This window comes from Mycolicibacterium anyangense, assembly GCF_010731855.1.
GTDB lineage: Bacteria > Actinomycetota > Actinomycetes > Mycobacteriales > Mycobacteriaceae > Mycobacterium > Mycobacterium anyangense.
Genome location: NZ_AP022620.1, coordinates 3,106,940 through 3,125,992, shown reverse-complemented (window position 1 = coordinate 3,125,992; position 19,053 = coordinate 3,106,940). Strand labels below are relative to the sequence as shown.

The following is a 19,053-nucleotide window of genomic DNA, read 5'->3' as shown; positions in this document are numbered from 1 at the left end:
GCATCATGAGAGCTGTGAAGGACGCGGTGCGCTGGGCGCTACTCGCGGTCACGCTCGCGGCGCTGGCCGCCGGCGGGATCGCCTGGCTGCTCGGGGCTACCGCGGTGGCCGACGGCTGCTGGATCGCAGGCACCGTGGTGGCCCTGGGACCGGCGATCTGGTGGGTGATCGCCGCGTTGCGCACGGGCCGTATCGGGGTGGACATCCTGGCGGTGCTGTCGTTGGCCGGCGCTCTGGCGGTGGGGGAGTACGTGGCCGGCGCGCTGGTCGGCGTCATGCTCGCGACGGGGCAAGCCCTCGATGCCGCCGCCGAGCGGCGGGCCACCAAAGACCTTCGCGCCCTTCTGGATCGGGTTCCCCACACCGCTCGCCGCCGTGTGGGCGGCGACGTCGAGGTGGTCGGGCTGGACGTCATCGCGGTCGACGACATCGTGATCGTCGGTCCCGGCGAGGTGCTGCCCGTCGACGGACTGGTGCTCTCGGAGTCCGCGGTGCTCGACGAGTCGGCGCTCACCGGTGAGGCCGCCCACGTCCGGCGGGACCGGGACGAGGCGGTGCGCAGCGGCGTGGTCAACGCCGGCGGCGGGCTGGAACTGCGCGCCACGGCCACCGCAGCCGACAGCACCTACGCCGGGATCGTCGCACTGGCCAAACAGGCTGCCGCCGAGTCGGCCCCGGTGGTGCGCATCGCCGACCGGCTCGCCGGGTGGTTCGTTCCGGCGGCGCTGGCGGTGGCCGGCCTGGCCTGGCTGCTCAGCGGGACGGCGCAGCGTGCGGTGGCGGTGCTCGTCGTCGCCACCCCGTGCCCCCTGCTGCTCGCCGCGCCGGTGGCCATCGTCTCGGGACTGTCCCGCACCTCGCGTATCGGCGTGCTGGTCCGCGGCGGTGGCGCACTCGAAACATTAGGCCGGGCAAGCACTTTGGTGCTCGACAAGACCGGAACGCTGACCACCGGGCGGCCAAGGGGTACCGATGTCGCGGTAGCCCCGGGGTGGACCGTCGATGCCGTCCTGGGCCTGGCCGCCTCGGCCGACCAGCTCTCGCCGCACATCCTGGCCGCGGCCATCGTCGCCGAAGCCCGCCTGCGAGGCGTGCCGCTGCGGGTGCCCACCGACGTCAGCGAGCAGGCCGGAACCGGAGTTTCGGCGGTGGTCGACGGCCGCCGCGTCGCCGTCGGCAACCTGGACCTCGACGATGCGCTGCCGGATTGGGCGGCCGGGGTGCTCTCGCGGGCATCGCTGGACGCCGCGGTGGTGGCCTGGGTCCGTGTCGACGGCGACCTGGCCGGCGCGATACTGCTGACAGATCCGCTGCGGCCTGATGCGCCCCGTACGTTGCGGCGGTTGCGGGCCGCCGGCATGACGCGGCTGGTGATGCTGACCGGGGACCGGCCGGCACCGGCCCGCCAGATCGGGACGGTGCTGGGTCTCGACGAGGTGGCCGCCCAGCAGACCCCCGCCGACAAGGTGGCCAAGGTGCGCGCCGAGCGGGAGAAGGCAGTCACCGCGATGGTGGGCGACGGCGTCAACGACGCCCCCGCGCTGGCGGCCGCCGACGTCGGCGTCGCGATGGGCGCCCGCGGGTCCACGGCCAGTTCGGAAGCCGCCGATATCGTGCTGACCGCCGACCGCCTGGACCGGCTGGCCGACGCCAAGCTGATCGCCCGTCGCTCCCGGCGCATCGCGGTGCAGAGCGCCGGTGTCGGGATGGGGCTGTCGCTGGTCGCCATGGGATTCGCCGCCGCCGGGTGGCTGCCGCCCGCGGCCGGCGCACTGTTGCAGGAGGGTATCGACCTGGCCGTGATCCTCAATGCGCTGCGCGCACTGGGCGGCGACCACACCGGGCCGCCGCCGCTGAGCCACGACGCCGAACAGTTGGTGGCCCGGTTCTCCGCCGAACACGACCGCATGCGCGACGACCTCTCGGTGCTGCGGGACGCCGCCCAGCAGATCGGCGCGGGCGACCCGTCGGCGCTGGATTCACTGCGCGCCGCCGACACCTTCCTGCAGCAGACCCTGCTGCCGCACGAAGACGCCGAGGACAGCGCGCTCTATCCGGAGTTGGCCCGGCCGCTGGGCAGCGCCGAGGCCACCGCGACCATGAGCCGGATGCACGCCGAGATCCATCGGCTGGCGCAGCGGGTGCACACCCATCTCGACGTCGCCGACGAGAACGGTGGGCTCCGAGCCGAACAGACCGACGATCTGCTGGCCTGCCTCTACGGGTTGTACGCCTTGCTGTGTCTGCACTTCGTCCAGGAAGAGGAGAACTTCTTCGTGCTTGCCCCGGCTTTCTTGAACACCCTATGACGCAACGTCTTTCGCGGCTCTGGCTGACCCGCAACGTCAGGGTGCTCTCGGCGGTGTCCTTCCTGCAGGATGCGGCCAGTGAGCTGCTGTACCCACTACTGCCGATCTATTTGACGACCGTACTGGGGGCGCCCCCCTCGGTGGTGGGTGCCATCGAGGGTGCGGCCGAGGGGGCGGCCTCGATGACCAAGCTCGCGGTGGGGCCGCTGGGTGACCGGTTCGCCAAGCGGCCGCTGATCGCCACCGGCTACGGTATGGCCGCCCTCGGCAAGGTGATCATCGCGGTGGCCGCTGCCTGGCCCGGAGTCATGGCCGGGCGAGTGGTCGACCGGCTGGGCAAAGGCATCCGCGGGGTGCCGCGTGACGCGCTTCTCGTCGAGGGCATCGATAAGTCGTTGCGGGGCAAGGTGTTCGGCTTTCACCGCACCATGGACACCCTGGGTGCGGTGGTCGGTCCGTTGATCGGGCTGGCCGGCTATGAGCTGCTGGATCACCGGATCCCGCCGCTGCTGTACGTGGCGATCGTGCCCGCCGTCCTGTCGGTTCTGCTCATCGCGCTGGTGCGTGAACAGCGCCGCACCGGTCCGCGCCCGCCCCGCCAGCCGATCCTGCGCGGGCTGCGTGACCTGCCGAGCCGCTACTGGCGGGTGACCGCGGTGGTGGTGGGATTCGGCGTCGTCAACTTCCCTGATGCGTTGTTGTTGTTGCGGCTCAACGAGATCGGCTTCGGGGTGGTCGGGGTGATCCTGGCCTACGTCGGCTACAACCTGGTCTACGCACTCGGCAGCTTCCCCGCCGGTGTGCTGGCCGACCGCGTGCCCCGGTCGGCGGTGTTCGGCTTCGGGCTGGTGTTCTTCGCCATCGGCTACATCGGTCTGGGGCTGACCACCGATCACCTGGCGGCCTGGCTGTTGATCGCCGCCTACGGGCTGTTCACCGCGTGCACCGACGGAGTGGGCAAGGCGTGGGTGTCGTCGTTGGTGCCCGATGACCGCCAGGCCAGTGCCCAAGGGGTGTTCCAGGGCGCCAGCGGACTGGCGATCCTGGCCGCGGGCGTGTGGGCCGGGCTGCTGTGGGGAACCGACGGCAGGCTGCCGCTGCTGGTGTCCGGGATCGTCGGCGGCTGCTTCGCGGTGCTGCTCCTGGTGCCATGGCTGGTGCGACGCACTGGTTAGGCTCCCGTCATGCGGCGCATCCACGTCATCGGCATCGGCGCCGGCGATCCCGACTACGTCACGGCGCAGGCGGTGCGCGCCCTCAACGACACCGAGGTGTTCTTCGCCATGGACAAGGGCCAGGCCAAGAGCGACCTCGTCGAACTTCGCCGCGAGATCTGCCGCCGCTTCATCACCCGGCCGGGCTACCGCTTCGTCGAACTCCCCGACCCCCAGCGCGCCGCCGACGGCGACTACACCCAGGCCGTCGCCGACTGGCACACCGCCCGCGCCCGGATGTGGGCCAAGGCCATCGAGACCGAACTGGGGCCCGACGGCACCGGGGCGTTCCTGGCGTGGGGGGATGCCTCGCTCTACGACAGCACGCTGCGCATCCTCGAGCAGGTGGCCGAGCATGTGGAGTTCGGCTTCGACGTGATCCCCGGCATCACCGCCGTGCAGGCGCTCACCGCCCGGCACCGGATCCCGCTCAACGACGTCGGTGAACCCGTGCTCATCACCACGGGGCGCCAGCTGCGCGGCAGCGGGGTGAGTGGCTCGGCGGTGGTGATGCTCGACGGGGAATGCTCGTTCCTGGGCTGCCCGCCGCAGACCCGGATCTGGTGGGGCGCCTACCTGGGCACCCCGCAGGAGATCCTGGTGGCCGGCACCGTCGGCGAGGTCGGCGAACACATCGCCGAGGTACGCGCCGCCGCCCGCGCCCGGCACGGCTGGATCATGGACATCTATCTGCTGCGCCCCTGACGACGCACTGCCATGGGAGGATCACAACCATGGGGTCATTTCTCCTGCGCGCCGCCGTCACCGGCCTGGCGCTGTGGGTCGTCACGCTGATCGTGCCGGGGATCACCTTCGTGGGCGGCGATACCTCGCTGCAGCGGGTCGGCATCGTTCTCGTCGTCGCGGTGATCTTCGGCTTCGTCAACGCGATCATCAAGCCGATCGTGCAATTCGTGTCGATCCCGCTGTACATCCTCACGCTGGGGCTGATCCACATCGTCATCAACGCCCTGATGCTGTGGATCACCGCCTGGATCACCGAGAACACCACGCACTGGGGCCTGCAGATCGACCAGTTCTGGTGGACCGCTGTCTGGGCGGCCATCGTTCTGTCGATCGTCGGCTGGCTGTTCTCGCTGCCACTGCGCACTGCCGACCGGGTCTAGCTAGCCTGGAGTAATGCCCGAACTGCCGGAAGTCGAGGCGCTCGCCGACCATCTGCGCCGGCATGCGGTCGGTGCGAGTGTGGGCCGCCTCGACGTCGGCGCCCTGTCGGTGCTCAAGACCTTCGACCCGCCGCCCACCGCGCTGCACGGTCATAAGGTCACCGGGGCACACCGCTGGGGAAAGTACCTCGGGCTGCAGGCCGGTGAGCTCTACCTGATCACCCACCTGTCACGGGCCGGCTGGTTGCGCTGGTCGGACAAGCTGGCCGCCGCCCCGCTCAAGCCCGGCAAAGGACCGATCGCCTTACGGGTGCATCTCGGAACACCCGGCGAAGCACCGGGTTTCGACCTCACCGAAGCCGGCACCCAGAAGCGGTTGGCGGTCTGGATCGTGCGCGACCCGGCCGACGTGCCGGGCATCGCGACGCTGGGGCCCGACGCGCTGGAGGTCACGGCCGACCAACTCGCCCAGCTGCTGGCCAGCCAGTCCGGCCGGATCAAGACGGTCATCACCGACCAGAAGGTCATCGCCGGGATCGGCAACGCCTACAGTGACGAGATCCTGCATGTGGCCAAGCTGTCGCCGTTCGCCACCGCGAACAAACTCACCGAGGCCCAGGTGTCGGTGTTGCACGACGCCATGATCACGGTGCTGACCGATGCGGTGCAGCGATCGGTGGGGCAGCAGGCCGCCACCCTGAAGGGGGAGAAGCGATCCGGGCTGCGGGTACACGCCCGGACCGGGCTGCCCTGTCCGGTCTGCGGCGACACGGTGCGGGAAGTGTCGTTCGCGGACAAGTCTTTTCAGTACTGTCCGACGTGTCAGACGGGCGGCAAGGTGCTGGCCGACCGACGGTTGTCCCGGCTGCTGAAGTGAGCCCGCCCCAGCGGCGTCGTTAAGCTGCCGGCATGACCCGCCAGAAGATCCTCATCACCGGCGCGAGCTCCGGTCTCGGCGCGGGCATGGCCCGCCAGTTCGCCGCCAAGGGGCGTGATCTCGCACTGTGCGCCCGGCGCGTCGACCGGCTCGACGAGCTCAAGGCCGAACTCACCGCCCGTCATCCGGACATCACCGTCGCCGTCGCTGCCCTGGACGTCAACGACCACGACCGGGTACCCACAGTGTTCGCCGAACTCGCCGGTGAACTCGGCGGCCTGGACCGCGTCATCGTCAACGCGGGCGTCGGCAAGGGCGCACCGCTGGGTTCGGGGAATCTGCGGGCCAACAAGGCCACCATCGAAACGAATCTGGTTGCGGCGCTGGTACAGATCGAGACGGCGCTGGAGATGTTCCACACCTCCGGTTCCGGCCATCTCGTGCTGATCTCCAGCGTGCTGGGTAACAAGGGCTTGCCCGGGGTCAAGGCCGCCTATGCCGCGTCGAAGGCCGGGGTGTCGTCACTGGGGGAATCGCTGCGCGGTGAATACGCGTCGGGGCCCATCACCGTCACCGTCATCGAACCGGGCTACATCGAATCGGAGATGACCGCCAAGTCGAACAGCACCATGCTGATGGTCGACAACGAGACCGGGGTGCGCAAGATCGTCGCCGCCATCGAACGCGAAACCGGCCGCGCGATCGTTCCAGGCTGGCCATGGGTGCCGCTGGTCGCACTGCTCAAGCTGCTGCCCCCGCGGTTCACCACGCCGTTCGCCTAGCGCCCAAATCGCTTCAGCGAACCCGGCCGCGCTCCTCGCGGTAGCGGCGCACCAGTTCGTCGGTCGAACTGTCGGTCTGCTCCGCCGGAGACCCGTCGCTGGTGATCACTCCCAGCAGGGCCTTGGCCTGCGTCTTACCCAGCTCGACACCCCACTGGTCGAACGAGTCGATACCCCAGACCACGCCCTCGGTGAACACCTGATGCTCGTAGAGCGCGATCAGCTGGCCCACCACCGACGGCGTCAGCCGCCGGGCCAGGATGGACGTCGACGGCCGGTTGCCGGGCATCACCTTGTGCGGAACCACCTGCGCGGGAGTCCCTTCGGCGGCGATCTCCTGCGCCGTCTTGCCGAATGCCAGCACCTGGGTCTGGGCGAAGAAGTTGCTCATCAGCAGGTCGTGCATGCTGCCGGTGCCGTCGGCGGTCGGCAGATCGTCGGTGGGCTCGGAGAACCCGATGAAATCGGCAGGCACCAGCCGGGTGCCCTGATGCAGCAACTGGTAAAACGCGTGCTGGCCGTTGGTCCCCGGCTCGCCCCAGAAGATCTCACCCGTCGAAGTGGTCACCGGTGTCCCGTCGGCCTGCACCGACTTGCCGTTGGATTCCATCGTCAGCTGCTGCAGGTAGGCGGCGAACCGCGACAGGTCATTCGAATACGGCAGCACGGCACGGGTTTCCGCGCCGAAGAAGTCCGAATACCACAGTCCGATCAGGCCCAGCAGCGCCGGTGCGTTCTGCTCCAGCGGCGCGGTGGCGAAATGCCGGTCCACGACGTGGAATCCGGACAGGAAGTCGGCGAACGCCTCCTTGCCGATGACCGCCATCACCGACAGGCCGATCGCGGAGTCCACCGAGTAGCGGCCGCCCACCCAGTCCCAGAAGCCGAACATGTTGGCGGTGTCGATGCCGAACTCGTCGACCAGCTTGGCGTTCGTCGACACCGCGACGAAGTGCTTGGACACTGCGTCCTCGCCGAGTCCTTCAACCAGCCAGCGCCGCGCGGCCGTGGCGTTGGTCAGCGTCTCAAGCGTCGTGAATGTCTTGGAGGCGATGATGAAAAGCGTTGTGGCAGGGTCCAAGCCGTCGAGTTTGGCCACCAGGTCGGCCGGGTCGACGTTGGAGACGAACCGCGCCGAGATGCCGGCGTCGGCGTAGTGGCGCAGCGCCTGGTAGACCATCACCGGGCCCAGGTCCGAGCCGCCGATCCCGATGTTGACCACGGTCTTGATCCGCTCGCCGGTGGCGCCCGTCCACTCGCCGCTGCGCAGCTTGTCGGTGAACGCACCCATCGCGTCGAGCACCTCGTGCACGTCGGCCACCACGTCCTGGCCGTCGACCACCAGGGCGGCGTCGCGCGGCAGTCGCAGCGCGGTGTGCAGCACGGCACGGTCCTCGGAGGTGTTGATGTGCGCCCCGGAGAGCATGGCGTCGCGGCGCTCCTCGAGCTTGGCCGCGCGGGCCAGATCGACCAGCAGACCCAGCGTTTCCCGGGTCACCCGATGCTTGCTGTAGTCGATGTACAGATCCCCGACCGTCATCGTCAGTTCGCGTCCGCGGCCCGGATCTTCGGTGAACAATTCCCGAAGATGTTTGCCGGCGATCTCGTCGTGATGGCGGCGCAGCGCGGCCCATTGCGGGGTGGCGGAAATGTCGGCGGTCATTCCTAGAACCCTAATGCGGAGAAGTGTCCGGGGAAGGGGATGATGGAGCCTATGAGCTCTCCAGACATTGAACGGCTGTTGGCGTCGGTTCCGACTGGGTTGTGGATCGGCGGCGAAGAGCGGCCGGGTTCGTCCACGTTCGAGGTGCACGACCCGTCCAATGACACGCTGATCACCACGGTCGCCGACGCGGACGCAGCGGACGCGATTGCCGCCCTCGACGCCGCCTGCGCGGTGCAGGCACAGTGGGCCGCAACCCCGGCTCGCGAGCGCGGTGAGATCCTGCGCTCGGTGTTCGAGACCATCATCGCCAAGGCCGACGACTTGGCCACCCTGATGACTCTCGAGATGGGCAAGGTCGTCGCCGAGAGCCTCGGCGAGGTCAAGTACGGAGCCGAGTTCTTCCGCTGGTTCGCCGAGGAAGCCGTGCGCATCGGCGGGCGCTACGCCCCGTCGCCCGCCGGCACCGGCCGGATCATCGTCACCAAGCAGCCCGTCGGGCCCTGCTACGCGATCACCCCATGGAACTTCCCGTTGGCCATGGGCACCCGCAAGATCGGCCCGGCCTTCGCCGCGGGCTGCACGATGATCGTCAAGCCCGCCCAGGAGACGCCGCTGACCATGCTGCTGCTCGCCAAGCTGATGGACGAGGCCGGCCTGCCCAAGGGGGTGTTGTCGATCCTGCCGACCAGCAGGCCCGGCGAGGTCACCAAGGCGCTCATCGACGACGGCCGGTTGCGCAAGCTCACCTTCACCGGCTCGACCGGCGTCGGCAAGGCGCTGGTGGCTCAGTCCGCGGACAAGTTGCTGCGCACCTCGATGGAGCTCGGTGGCAACGCGCCGTTCGTGGTCTTCGACGACGCCGACGTCGATGCCGCGGTCGAGGGCGCGATGCTGGCCAAGATGCGCAACGGCGGCGAGGCGTGCACCGCGGCCAACCGGCTGCACGTCGCCAACGCGGTGATCGAGGAGTTCACCGACAAGTTCGTCAAGCGGATGGGCGAGATCACCCTCGGCAACGGGCTGGACCCGAGCTCCAAGCTGGGGCCGCTGGTCAACACCAAGCAGCTGGCCAAGGTGCAGGAGCTCGTCGACGACGCGGTGGACAAGGGTGCCACCGTGGCGCTCGGCGGGCAGGCCCCCGGCGGCCCGGGCAACTTCTACCCGGCCACCGTTCTCACCGACGTTCCCGCCGACGCCCGCATCCTCACCGAAGAGGTGTTCGGGCCGGTCGCCCCGATCATCGGCTTCGACACCGAGGAAGAGGGCATCGCGGCGGCCAACAACACCGAGTACGGTCTGGCGTCCTACATCTACACCGAGTCGCTGGACCGGGCGCTGCGGGTGGCCGAGGCCCTGGAGTCGGGCATGGTCGGCGTCAACCGTGGCGTCATCTCCGATCCGGCAGCGCCGTTCGGCGGGGTCAAGGAGTCCGGATTCGGCCGTGAGGGCGGCTACGAGGGCATCGAGGAATACCTCGACACCAAGTACATCGCCCTGACCAAGTAACCAAGCAGTGGCGCATCCCACGCTTGCGCAGGCGGGCGTGGGGTAACCACGTGGCCATGAAGACCATCAGTGCTGCCGAGCGCCGTGCCCTGCCCGAGTTGGTGGTCGCCCAGATCGGCGGTGCCATGGGCGTGCTGGCGCTGGCCCTCGACCAGCTGTTACCGGCGGGAACCCGGCGCTACAAGATCGTCGATCGGGACCTGACGCGCTGCTGAGCGGCTCTAGTGCCCGAGCCGGCCCCGGCCCATGCGCAGCAGCAGCATGGCCAGGTCCTTGCCGTCGGGACCGAGCTCGCTGTAGCGCTCGATGACCTTCATCTCGCGGCTGTGCACCAGACGGGTGCCGCCGGAGGCCATCCGGGTGCGCCCGATCTCCTGCGAGACCTCGGCACGGCGTTTGACCGCGGCCAGGATCTCGGCGTCGAGGCGGTCGATTTCCAGGCGCAAGGCGTCGATATCAGACATCTGCTCGGCTTCTACGGTCATGACTCTGTTCTCCTCGTGTGTGTTTCGGTCTCATCGCGGTCCGGACCTCACACAAGAGATGAGCCCCGGATCCGGATGCGGACCGCGGGGCTCTCGGGTTCGAGCAGCTATGCCACCACGGGTACCGCGATCCGGTACCCGTAGAAAAATCGGCGCTGCTGTGCAGTGAGCACGAGATGAGTGTGCCACCACGCGCCGCTCTTGTGCAAAAAACTGTCGCCGTACAGCGGTAAGTTGGGTCAGACATGAGTGTGCACGTGACCGACTTCAGACCCCCCGCCGACGCCGCCGAGCTTCTCGACGGCCTCAATCCCCAGCAGCGTCAGGCGGTGCTGCACGAAGGCTCCCCGCTGCTCATTGTCGCCGGCGCCGGGTCCGGCAAGACCGCCGTGCTCACCCGCCGCATCGCCTATCTGCTGGCCGCCCGCGACGTCGGCCCCGGTCAGGTCCTGGCGATCACGTTCACCAACAAGGCTGCCGCCGAGATGCGGGAGCGGGTGGTCGCGCTGGTGGGGCCCCGGGCCCGCAACATGTGGGTGTCGACGTTCCACTCCACCTGCGTGCGGATCCTGCGCAATCAGGCCTCCCTGCTGCCCGGGCTGAACTCCAACTTCTCGATCTACGACGCCGACGACTCGCGCCGCCTGCTGCTGATGATCGGCAAGGACATGGGCCTCGACGTCAAGCGCTACTCGCCGCGGCTACTGGCCAACGGGATCTCCAACCTGAAGAACGAACTGGTCAGCCCTGAGGACGCGGTCGCCGCCCTTGAAGCCAACACCGACGATCTGGCCCGCACCGTGGCCAGTGTGTACGGCGAGTACCAGCGACGGCTGCGGGCGGCCAACGCGCTGGACTTCGACGACCTGATCGGTGAGACGGTCGCGGTGCTGCAGGCCTTCCCGCAGATCGCCCAGTACTACCGCAGGCGCTTCCGGCACATCCTGGTCGACGAGTACCAGGACACCAACCACGCCCAGTACGTCCTGGTCCGGGAGTTGGTCGGAGTCGGTGCGCCGGACACCGACACCGTGCCGCCCAGCGAGTTGTGCGTGGTCGGCGATGCCGACCAGTCGATCTACGCCTTCCGTGGCGCCACGATCCGCAATATCGAGGACTTCGAGCGCGACTTCCCGGACGCCACCACGATCCTGCTCGAGCAGAACTACCGGTCCACCCAGAACATCCTGTCGGCCGCGAACTCGGTGATCTCCCGCAACGCCAACCGGCGTGAGAAGCGGCTGTGGACCGATGCCGGTGAGGGCGAACTGATCACCGGCTACGTCGCGGATAACGAGCACGACGAAGCCCGCTTCGTCGCAGGGGAGATCGACGCCCTGGCCGACCGCCACCAGATCAGCTACAACGACGTCGCGGTGTTCTACCGGACCAACAACTCCTCGCGCGCACTCGAAGAGGTGTTCATCCGCGCCGGCATCCCCTACAAGGTGGTCGGCGGCGTTCGGTTCTACGAGCGCAAGGAGATTCGCGACATCGTCGCCTACCTGCGGGTGCTCGACAATCCCGGTGACGCGGTGAGCCTGCGGCGCATCCTGAACACGCCGCGCCGCGGTATCGGCGATCGTGCCGAGGCGTGCGTTGCCGTCTACGCCGAGAACACCGGCGCCACCTTCGCCGATGCGCTGGCCGCCGCCGCGCAGGGCAAGGTGCCGATGCTCAACACCCGCTCGGAGAAGGCGATCGCCGGTTTCGTCAACCTGCTCGACGAGTTGCGCGGCCGCCTCGACGACGAACTCGGCGACCTGGTGGAGGCGGTCCTCGACCGTACCGGTTACCGCCGGGAGTTGGAGTCCTCCAGCGACCCGCAGGACCTGGCCAGGTTGGACAACCTCAACGAATTGGTCAGCGTCGCACACGAATTCAGCACCGACCGGGCCAACGCCGCCGCGCTGGCCGAGGGTGCCGAGGACGCCGAGGCCGACGAGGACGTGCCCCAGACCGGGTTGCTCGCGGAATTCCTGGAACGGGTGTCGTTGGTCGCCGACTCCGACGAACTGCCCGAGCACGACTCCGGTGTGGTGACGATGATGACCCTGCACACCGCCAAGGGGCTGGAGTTCCCCGTGGTGTTCGTGACGGGATGGGAGGACGGCATGTTCCCGCACATGCGGGCGCTGGGCGATCCGACCGAGCTGTCCGAGGAACGCCGGCTGGCCTACGTCGGCATCACCCGGGCCCGGCAGCGTCTGTACCTCACCCGGGCCAAGGTCCGCTCGTCGTGGGGGCAGCCGATGCTGAACCCCGAATCACGTTTCCTGCGTGAGATTCCCGAGCACCTCCTCGACTGGCGGCGAACCGATCCCGCGCCGTCCTACAGCGCACCGGTCAGCGGGGCCGGACGGTTCGGCACGCCGCGGCCCTCGCCGATGCGACCGGCCGGTGGCGGCAAGCGCCCTCTGCTGGTGCTGGAACCGGGCGACCGGGTCAGCCACGACAAGTACGGCCTGGGTCGTGTCGAAGAAGTGTCGGGGATGGGGGAGTCGGCCATGTCGTTGATCGACTTCGGCAGCGCCGGGCGGGTCAAGCTGATGCACAACCACGCCCCGGTGACCAAGCTCTAGCGGATGCGGCACCAGCGCTTCGTCGAAGAATGAAGCGCCAGAACAAGACTCACCAACGGCAGAACCGGGATCAGGTACACCGGCCAGGGGATCCGGGCCCCGGCGATGAACACACTGCCGAACGTCAGCAGCGCGATCACCGCGCCGAAGGTGATCAGATAGCGGCCCACTGATCGGCGCAGCAGCAGCAGGATCACCCCGGAGATCGTGCTGCCCGCGAACAACAGGGCCAGGAAACCGACTGCGACACAGAACAATCGGTCGGTATGCCACCATCCGGTGATCAGATCGGTGGCCACCACGGCCGTGGCCCAGCCGCTGACGATGCTCATCGCACTCGCGGCGGTGGCGGTGCGGCCGGTCGAGATGTCGACGACGGGGGTCACCCGCGGCGCTACGGTCACCGGCTCGGCGCGCCGGATCAGGCCGGTCGGTGCCTCCTCGACGGGCGGCCGCGGGACGTGTGCCGTGCGGTCCTGCGCCAACGGCGGGATCGGGCCGGTCGGGGCGCGCCTGATGATGCCGGTGCGGGTGTCATCGGGCCGGGGAATGGGGCCGGAGGGCTGTCGCCGGATGATCGGCGAGGTCGAACGTGGGTCGTTCGGGTGAGCCACGCTCAGCCGACGTACGGGCCGAGCGAGATACCCCGCGCGGCCAGCCACGGCACCGGGTCGATGAAGTTGGTGCCGTTCTGCAGAACCGAGAAGTGCAGGTGCGGGCCGGTCGAATTGCCGCGGTTGCCGATGGTGGCGATCTGGTCGCCGGCGAACACTCGCTGACCGATCTGCACGTTCCAGGTGTTGACGTGGCCGTAGAGGGTCACGGTGCCGTCGGAGTGCCGGATCTTGACCCAGGCGCCGTAGCCGGCCGTCGGCCCGGCGTCGACCACCACGCCGTCACCGGCGGCGTAGATCGGGGTGCCGATCGGGCCGGCCAGGTCGATACCGGCGTGCAGTGCACCCCATCGGTAGCCGAAGCCGGAGGTGAACACACCCTTGGTGGGTAGCACGAACAGTGGACGCTGCAGCCGGGCCTCACGTTCGGCCCGCTCCTGGGCGAACGCCGCGCCCTTGGAGAGCTCCTCGCTGTGCACCGACGCGTCGGCAATGGGCGTGACCGCGATCAACTGGACGCCACGCGGTGAAGCGGGCGCCCCCTCGATGGGCGTCTTGTCCGCGGCCAGCACGGTCGCCGTGGTGGTCTCGGTGGCCGGCTTGACCGCGGTGTAGGCGGCAGCGGCAGCGGCCCCGGCGGCCATCGCGGCGATCATCACGCGACCCTTGGCGGCGCTGGTCGGCTGACGGCGGTGCTGCGGTGTGCGCGGCAGGATGTCGGTGATCTCGGTGTTGACGAACATCGGCTGCTCGGCGCGGTCGATGTCATCGGAGCCGTCGAACTCGGCGGGCACCGCGAGGCGCAGCGGTTTCAGATCGTCGGCGTCGTGCATGTCATCTAGTTCAGGGGAGTGCACAACCTGCGACCCGGTGTCGAAGGTGGAGTGCTCGCAGGAGTCTACGTCGATCAGATCGCGGAGCTCGCCGAACTCGTTGAAGGGGATGATGTCGGTGATGTCGACCCGGTTCGGATCAAAAGCCCTGGTCGCAGCGCGTGCGGTCCGATCATCTCCCAAGAGATCCGAGTCCGACCGATGCTGACGCAAAACTACGTGCCCCTCTTACCGTGACCAAAGCGTTATCTCGACCCCCAGACGTTAACCAATCTCCAATGCGGGTTCAACCGATGCCGTTATTCCTTCGTCATTTGTGAGTTGAATCACTCACCCGGGTCGGTGAGATGTGCCACATGAGTGGTAGGCGGTCTTAGCGCTATTCGCCGGTGTGGATACAGTTCCCCCCGGAGCGACTTCCCCCTGCAACACCCCCCCAAGAAATAGTCAGCGCCGACCAGACAGTGAGCACATGGATCTCTTCGAGTATCAGGCGAAGGAACTATTCGCCAAGCACAACGTTCCCACCACCCCGGGCCGGGTCACCGACTCCCCGGAGGACGCCAAAGCCATCGCCGAGGAGATCGGCAAGCCTGTGATGGTCAAGGCACAGGTCAAGGTGGGTGGCCGCGGTAAGGCCGGTGGCGTGAAGTACGCCGCCACCCCGGACGACGCCTACACCCATTCCAAGAACATCCTCGGCCTGGACATCAAGGGCCACGTCGTGAAGAAGCTGCTGGTCGCGGAGGCCAGCGATATCGCCGAGGAGTACTACATCTCCTTCCTGCTCGACCGTTCCAACCGCACCTACCTGGCCATGTGCTCGGTCGAGGGCGGTATGGAGATCGAAGAGGTCGCCGCCACCAAGCCCGAGCGCCTGGCCAAGGTGCCGGTGGATGCCGTCAAGGGTGTCGACCTGGCCTTCGCGCGCGAGATCGCCGAGAAGGGCCACTTGCCCGCCGAGGTGCTCGACGCCGCAGCCGTGACCATCCAGAAGCTGTGGGAGGTGTTCACCAAGGAGGACGCCACCCTCGTGGAGGTCAACCCGTTGGTGCGCACGCCCGACGACCAGATCCTGGCGCTGGACGGCAAGGTCACCCTGGACGCCAACGCCGACTTCCGCCAGCCGGGCCATGCCGAGTTCGAGGACCGCGACGCCACCGATCCGCTGGAGCTCAAGGCCAAGGAGAACGACCTCAACTACGTCAAGCTCGACGGTGAGGTCGGCATCATCGGCAACGGTGCGGGCCTGGTCATGTCGACCCTGGACGTCGTCGCCTACGCCGGTGAGAAGCACGGCAATGTGAAGCCGGCCAACTTCCTGGACATCGGCGGTGGCGCCTCGGCCGAGGTGATGGCCGCCGGTCTGGACGTCATCCTGGGTGACAGCCAGGTCAAGAGCGTGTTCGTCAACGTGTTCGGCGGTATCACCGCGTGCGACGCGGTCGCCAACGGCATCGTCAAGGCGCTGCAGATCCTGGGCGACGAGGCCAACAAGCCGCTCGTCGTGCGTCTGGACGGCAACAACGTCGACGAGGGCCGCCGCATCCTGGCTGAAGCCAACCACCCCCTGGTCATCCAGGCCGAGACCATGGACGCCGGCGCCGATAAGGCCGCCGAGCTGGCCAACAAGTAAGGGACGCAATCAATGTCGATTTTTCTGAACAAGGACAGCAAGGTCATCGTCCAGGGCATCACCGGTGGCGAGGGCACCAAGCACACCAAGCTGATGCTCAAGGCCGGCACCCAGGTGGTCGGCGGCGTCAACGCCCGCAAGGCCGGCACCACGGTTTCGCATGTGGACAAGGACGGCAACGACATCGAGCTCCCGGTGTTCGCTTCGGTGGCCGAGGCCATCAAGGAGACCGGCGCCGACGTGTCGATCGCCTTCGTGCCGCCGGCTTTCTCCAAGGACGCCATCATCGAGGCCATCGACGCCGAGATCCCGCTGCTGGTCGTCATCACCGAGGGAATCCCGGTGCAGGACACCGCTTATGCGTGGGCCTACAACGTCGAGAAGGGGCAGAAGACCCGGATCATCGGCCCGAACTGTCCCGGCATCATCACCCCCGGTGAGTCGCTGGTCGGCATCACGCCGAACAACATCACCGGCAAGGGGCCGATCGGCCTGGTGTCGAAGTCCGGCACGCTGACCTACCAGATGATGTACGAGCTGCGCGATCTCGGGTTCTCCACCGCGATCGGCATCGGCGGTGACCCGGTCATCGGCACCACGCACATCGACGCCATCGAGGCGTTCGAGAACGACCCCGAGACCAAGCTGATCGTCATGATCGGCGAGATCGGTGGCGACGCGGAGGAGAAGGCGGGCGCCTATATCAAGGCCAACGTCACCAAGCCCGTCGTCGGCTACGTGGCCGGCTTCACCGCACCCGAGGGCAAGACCATGGGTCACGCCGGCGCCATCGTTTCCGACGGTGCGGGAACCGCGCAGGGCAAGAAGGAGGCCCTCGAGGCCGCAGGCGTCAAGGTCGGCAAGACGCCGTCGGAGACCGCCAAGCTGGCCCGGGAGATCTTCGAGACGCTGTAACTCGCGAGCAGTCGCAAGGGCCCCCGCGCGCAAAGCGTCGCGGGGGCCTTTTGCGTATGGTGGCGGCGCTGGTTAGCCTGTCGAACTATGGTCGATCCGCGTACCCCCGTCATCGTTGGCGTCGGTCAGTTCACCGAGCGTCTCGGCGAGTCCAGCTACCGCGGGCTGTCCTCGGTCGAACTCGCGACCGCGGCGGCGCAGGCCGCCCTGCGCGACACCGGCGCCGACGCCGCAGCGGTGGCCCGGGCCATCGACACGGTGGCGGGCATCCGGCAGTTCGAGATCTCCGGACGCACGCCAACCCTGCTGGGCGCGTCCAACAACTATCCACGGTCGGTGGCCAACCGCATCGGCGCGGCACCGGCGCGTGCCGTCCTGGAACCGCTCGGCGGGCAGGGGCCGCAGCATCTGGTCACCGAGTTCGCCGGTGTCATCGCGTCGGGCGCGGCCGAGGTCGTCATGATCTTCGGCTCCGAAAACACTTCCAGCCTTCGGTATTACGCCGACCGGGACAAGCCGGACCACTCCGAGACGGTCGAGGGCTCGCTGGAAGACCGCGGCTACGGCTACGAGGGCCTGTTCACCGACTACACCGTGGCGCACGGCTTGATCGGCGCACCCGCGCAGTACGGACTGCTGGAGAACGCCCGCCGCAGCCGGGTCGGCCTGAGCGTCGCCGAATACCGTCGTGCCATGGGCGAACTATTCGCCCCGTTCACCAAAGTTGCTGCCAAGAACCCATTTTCGTCGGCGCCGGTGGAGCGCACCGCCGAGGAATTGATCACCGTGACCGAGTCCAACCGGATGATCTGCGACCCGTACCCGCGGCTGCTGGTGGCGCGCGATCAGGTCAACATGGGTGCGGCCGCGGTGCTGATGTCGGTGGAGGCGGCACGCCGGCTGGGTGTGCCGCAGGAGCGGTGGGTGTACCTGCACGGGCATGCCGATCTGGTGGACCAGCCGCTGCTGGACCGCGTGCAGGTCGATTACAACTCGGCCTCGGTGCTGGCGATCAACGAGGCCCTTGCCGTGGCCGGGGTCGGCATCGACGACATCTCCACCTTCGATCTCTACAGCTGCTTCCCGGTGCCGGTCTTCAACTTCTGTGACGGCACCGGATTGGCTACCGATGACTCGCGCGGGCTGACCCTCACTGGCGGCCTGCCCTACTTCGGTGGGCCCGGCAATAACTACTCGCTGCATGGGATCGCCGAGACGGTGAGTGAAATGAGGGACCGCCCAGGCGATTTCGGCCTCATTGCCGCCAACGGCGGGATCATGAGCAAGTATTCCGTCGGGGTGTACTCGACGACGCCGGTGAACTGGAAGCCGGACAACAGTGCTGCGCTGTGTCGCGAGGTCGCGGCCCGCCCGGTGGTGCCGGTAACCGAGAAGGCCGACGGCCCGGCCACCATCGAGACCTACACGGTGCGCTACGACTGGCCGGTGCGCACCGGGATCATCATGGGCCGGCTCGATGCCGACGACAGCCGGTTCCTGGCGCTGACCGAGGACGCCGATCTGGTCGGACTGCTCAGCGACGGTGATCCGCTGGGCGCACGCATCACCGTGCGGGCCGCCGAGAAGGACAACCGCGCCGTTCTGGCCTAGGTGAGTGCGCCGAGCTTTCCGGCCAGCCGCTCGACGTAGGCGGCGACCTCGTCGGCGGGCTTGTCCGGCAGCCCGAACAACACCTCGGTGACTCCGATCTCGCGCCAGTGCTCCAGCTTGTCCGGCACCGGCTTGTAGTCCAGCGCCACGATCTGCGGGGCACCCTCGCGGCCGGCGGCGGCCCAGGTGTCATGCAGCAGCTGGACCGGGGCGTCGATGTCGAAGTCGCGTGGTGTGGTGATCCAGCCGTCGGCATGCCGGGAGATCCACTTGAAGGTGTTCTCCGTGCCGCCGGCGCCCACCAACACCGGGATGTGCGGCTGAACCGGCTTGGGCCACGCCCAGCTCGGGCCGAACTTCACGAACTCGCCGTCGTAGGCGGCCTCTTCCTGGGTCCACAGGGCGCGCATGGCCTCGATGTATTCGCGCAGCACGGTGCGCCGGCGGTTCGGCGGCACGTGGTGATCCAGCAGTTCATCGGTGTTCCAGCCGAAGCCGACCCCTAGACTCACCCGCCCACCTGACAAATGGTCAAGTGTGGCAATCGATTTCGCCAGAGTGATCGGATCGTGTTCGACCGGCAGCGCCACGGCGGTGGACAGCCTGACCCGGGAGGTCACCGCGGCTGCGGTGCCCAGGCTTACCCACGGGTCCAGGGTCCGCATGTAGCGGTCGTCGGGCAGGGTCTCGTCACCGGTGCCGGGGTGCGCTGCTTCCCGCTTCACCGGGATGTGGGTGTGCTCCGGAACGTAGAACGTCTGGAAGCCGTGGTCGTCGGCGAGTTTGGCGGCCGCCGCCGGGGTGATCCCGCGGTCGCTGGTGAACAGAACGAGCCCGTAGTCCATGCCGAGGATTAGAACGAGTTCCAGTAGCGGGGGCAAGGGCGGGGTCTCATT

16 protein-coding genes and 1 pseudogene are annotated in these 19,053 nt (G+C 68.1%); 12 read left to right on the top strand and 5 right to left on the bottom strand.

Going from position 1 to position 19,053, the window contains the following annotated elements:
* Nucleotides 1-5: 5 nt before the first annotated feature.
* From G6N35_RS14590 to G6N35_RS14565, 6 genes are read left to right on the top strand one after another with little or no spacing between them, the layout of a single operon-like run.
* Nucleotides 6-2,309 (top strand): heavy metal translocating P-type ATPase, encoded by a 2,304-nt coding sequence (locus tag G6N35_RS14590; RefSeq protein WP_163804903.1) that lies wholly within the window; start codon nucleotides 6-8, stop codon nucleotides 2,307-2,309.
* Nucleotides 2,306-3,484 carry an MFS transporter gene (locus G6N35_RS14585; protein WP_163804902.1) on the top strand — a complete coding sequence of 393 codons (1,179 nt, stop codon included), beginning with the start codon at nucleotides 2,306-2,308 and terminating at the stop codon, nucleotides 3,482-3,484. The genes G6N35_RS14590 and G6N35_RS14585 overlap by 4 nt, the downstream gene beginning before the upstream one ends.
* A gap of 9 nt (nucleotides 3,485-3,493) precedes the next feature.
* Nucleotides 3,494-4,228: a precorrin-6A synthase (deacetylating) gene (cobF, locus tag G6N35_RS14580; protein WP_163804901.1), complete on the top strand. Its 735-nt coding sequence runs from the start codon at nucleotides 3,494-3,496 to the stop codon at nucleotides 4,226-4,228.
* Between the two features lie 29 nt (nucleotides 4,229-4,257).
* Nucleotides 4,258-4,650 carry a phage holin family protein gene (locus G6N35_RS14575; RefSeq protein WP_163804900.1) on the top strand — a complete coding sequence of 131 codons (393 nt, stop codon included), beginning with the start codon at nucleotides 4,258-4,260 and terminating at the stop codon, nucleotides 4,648-4,650.
* Between the two features lie 13 nt (nucleotides 4,651-4,663).
* Nucleotides 4,664-5,527, top strand: coding sequence for an Fpg/Nei family DNA glycosylase (locus G6N35_RS14570; protein WP_163804899.1), 864 nt, complete (start codon nucleotides 4,664-4,666; stop codon nucleotides 5,525-5,527).
* A gap of 32 nt (nucleotides 5,528-5,559) precedes the next feature.
* Nucleotides 5,560-6,309, top strand: a complete 750-nt coding sequence (locus G6N35_RS14565; RefSeq protein ID WP_163804898.1) for an SDR family oxidoreductase — start codon at nucleotides 5,560-5,562, stop codon at nucleotides 6,307-6,309.
* A 13-nt stretch (nucleotides 6,310-6,322) separates the two neighbouring features.
* Here the strand turns inward: G6N35_RS14565 and pgi are convergent, their stop codons facing one another.
* Nucleotides 6,323-7,972 carry a glucose-6-phosphate isomerase gene (gene pgi / locus G6N35_RS14560; protein WP_163804897.1) on the bottom strand — a complete coding sequence of 550 codons (1,650 nt, stop codon included), beginning with the start codon at nucleotides 7,970-7,972 and terminating at the stop codon, nucleotides 6,323-6,325.
* A gap of 51 nt (nucleotides 7,973-8,023) precedes the next feature.
* Between pgi and G6N35_RS14555 the strand changes: the two genes are divergently transcribed.
* Together G6N35_RS14555 and G6N35_RS14550 are read left to right on the top strand one after the other, a co-directional pair.
* A complete protein-coding gene (locus G6N35_RS14555) occupies nucleotides 8,024-9,481 on the top strand; it encodes an NAD-dependent succinate-semialdehyde dehydrogenase (RefSeq protein ID WP_163804896.1) in 1,458 nt (485 codons plus the stop codon).
* A gap of 56 nt (nucleotides 9,482-9,537) precedes the next feature.
* The gene (locus tag G6N35_RS14550) at nucleotides 9,538-9,696 is read left to right on the top strand and encodes a hypothetical protein (RefSeq protein WP_163804895.1); all 159 of its coding nucleotides are present in this window, start codon (nucleotides 9,538-9,540) and stop codon (nucleotides 9,694-9,696) included.
* Nucleotides 9,697-9,702: 6 nt separating this feature from the next.
* On the opposite strand, the pseudogene G6N35_RS14545 reads toward G6N35_RS14550, so the two are convergent.
* Nucleotides 9,703-9,975, bottom strand: a pseudogene (locus G6N35_RS14545) (chorismate mutase); the annotation flags it as partial.
* Nucleotides 9,976-10,211: 236 nt separating this feature from the next.
* Between G6N35_RS14545 and pcrA the strand changes: the two are divergent.
* The gene (pcrA, locus tag G6N35_RS14540) at nucleotides 10,212-12,548 is read left to right on the top strand and encodes a DNA helicase PcrA (protein WP_163804893.1); all 2,337 of its coding nucleotides are present in this window, start codon (nucleotides 10,212-10,214) and stop codon (nucleotides 12,546-12,548) included.
* Here the strand turns inward: pcrA and G6N35_RS14535 are convergent.
* Both G6N35_RS14535 and G6N35_RS14530 read right to left on the bottom strand, forming a co-directional pair.
* Nucleotides 12,545-13,162 carry a hypothetical protein gene (locus G6N35_RS14535; protein WP_163804892.1) on the bottom strand — a complete coding sequence of 206 codons (618 nt, stop codon included), beginning with the start codon at nucleotides 13,160-13,162 and terminating at the stop codon, nucleotides 12,545-12,547. The two genes, pcrA and G6N35_RS14535, sit on opposite strands and share 4 nt — an antisense overlap.
* 2 nt (nucleotides 13,163-13,164) lie before the next feature.
* Nucleotides 13,165-14,208, bottom strand: a complete 1,044-nt coding sequence (locus G6N35_RS14530; RefSeq protein ID WP_163804891.1) for a M23 family metallopeptidase — start codon at nucleotides 14,206-14,208, stop codon at nucleotides 13,165-13,167.
* A 259-nt stretch (nucleotides 14,209-14,467) separates the two neighbouring features.
* Between G6N35_RS14530 and sucC the strand changes: the two genes are divergently transcribed.
* From sucC to G6N35_RS14515, 3 genes are all read left to right on the top strand, one after another.
* Nucleotides 14,468-15,631, top strand: a complete 1,164-nt coding sequence (gene sucC, locus G6N35_RS14525; RefSeq protein WP_163804890.1) for an ADP-forming succinate--CoA ligase subunit beta — start codon at nucleotides 14,468-14,470, stop codon at nucleotides 15,629-15,631.
* A 12-nt stretch (nucleotides 15,632-15,643) separates the two neighbouring features.
* Nucleotides 15,644-16,546: a succinate--CoA ligase subunit alpha gene (sucD, locus tag G6N35_RS14520; RefSeq protein WP_059016959.1), complete on the top strand. Its 903-nt coding sequence runs from the start codon at nucleotides 15,644-15,646 to the stop codon at nucleotides 16,544-16,546.
* Nucleotides 16,547-16,633: 87 nt separating this feature from the next.
* Nucleotides 16,634-18,157, top strand: coding sequence for an acetyl-CoA acetyltransferase (locus tag G6N35_RS14515; protein ID WP_163804889.1), 1,524 nt, complete (start codon nucleotides 16,634-16,636; stop codon nucleotides 18,155-18,157).
* Here G6N35_RS14515 and G6N35_RS14510 read toward each other — a convergent pair.
* Complete coding sequence (locus G6N35_RS14510) at nucleotides 18,154-19,002, bottom strand: LLM class F420-dependent oxidoreductase (protein WP_163804888.1); 849 nt, start codon at nucleotides 19,000-19,002, stop codon at nucleotides 18,154-18,156. The two genes, G6N35_RS14515 and G6N35_RS14510, sit on opposite strands and share 4 nt — an antisense overlap.
* Nucleotides 19,003-19,053 lie beyond the last annotated feature (51 nt).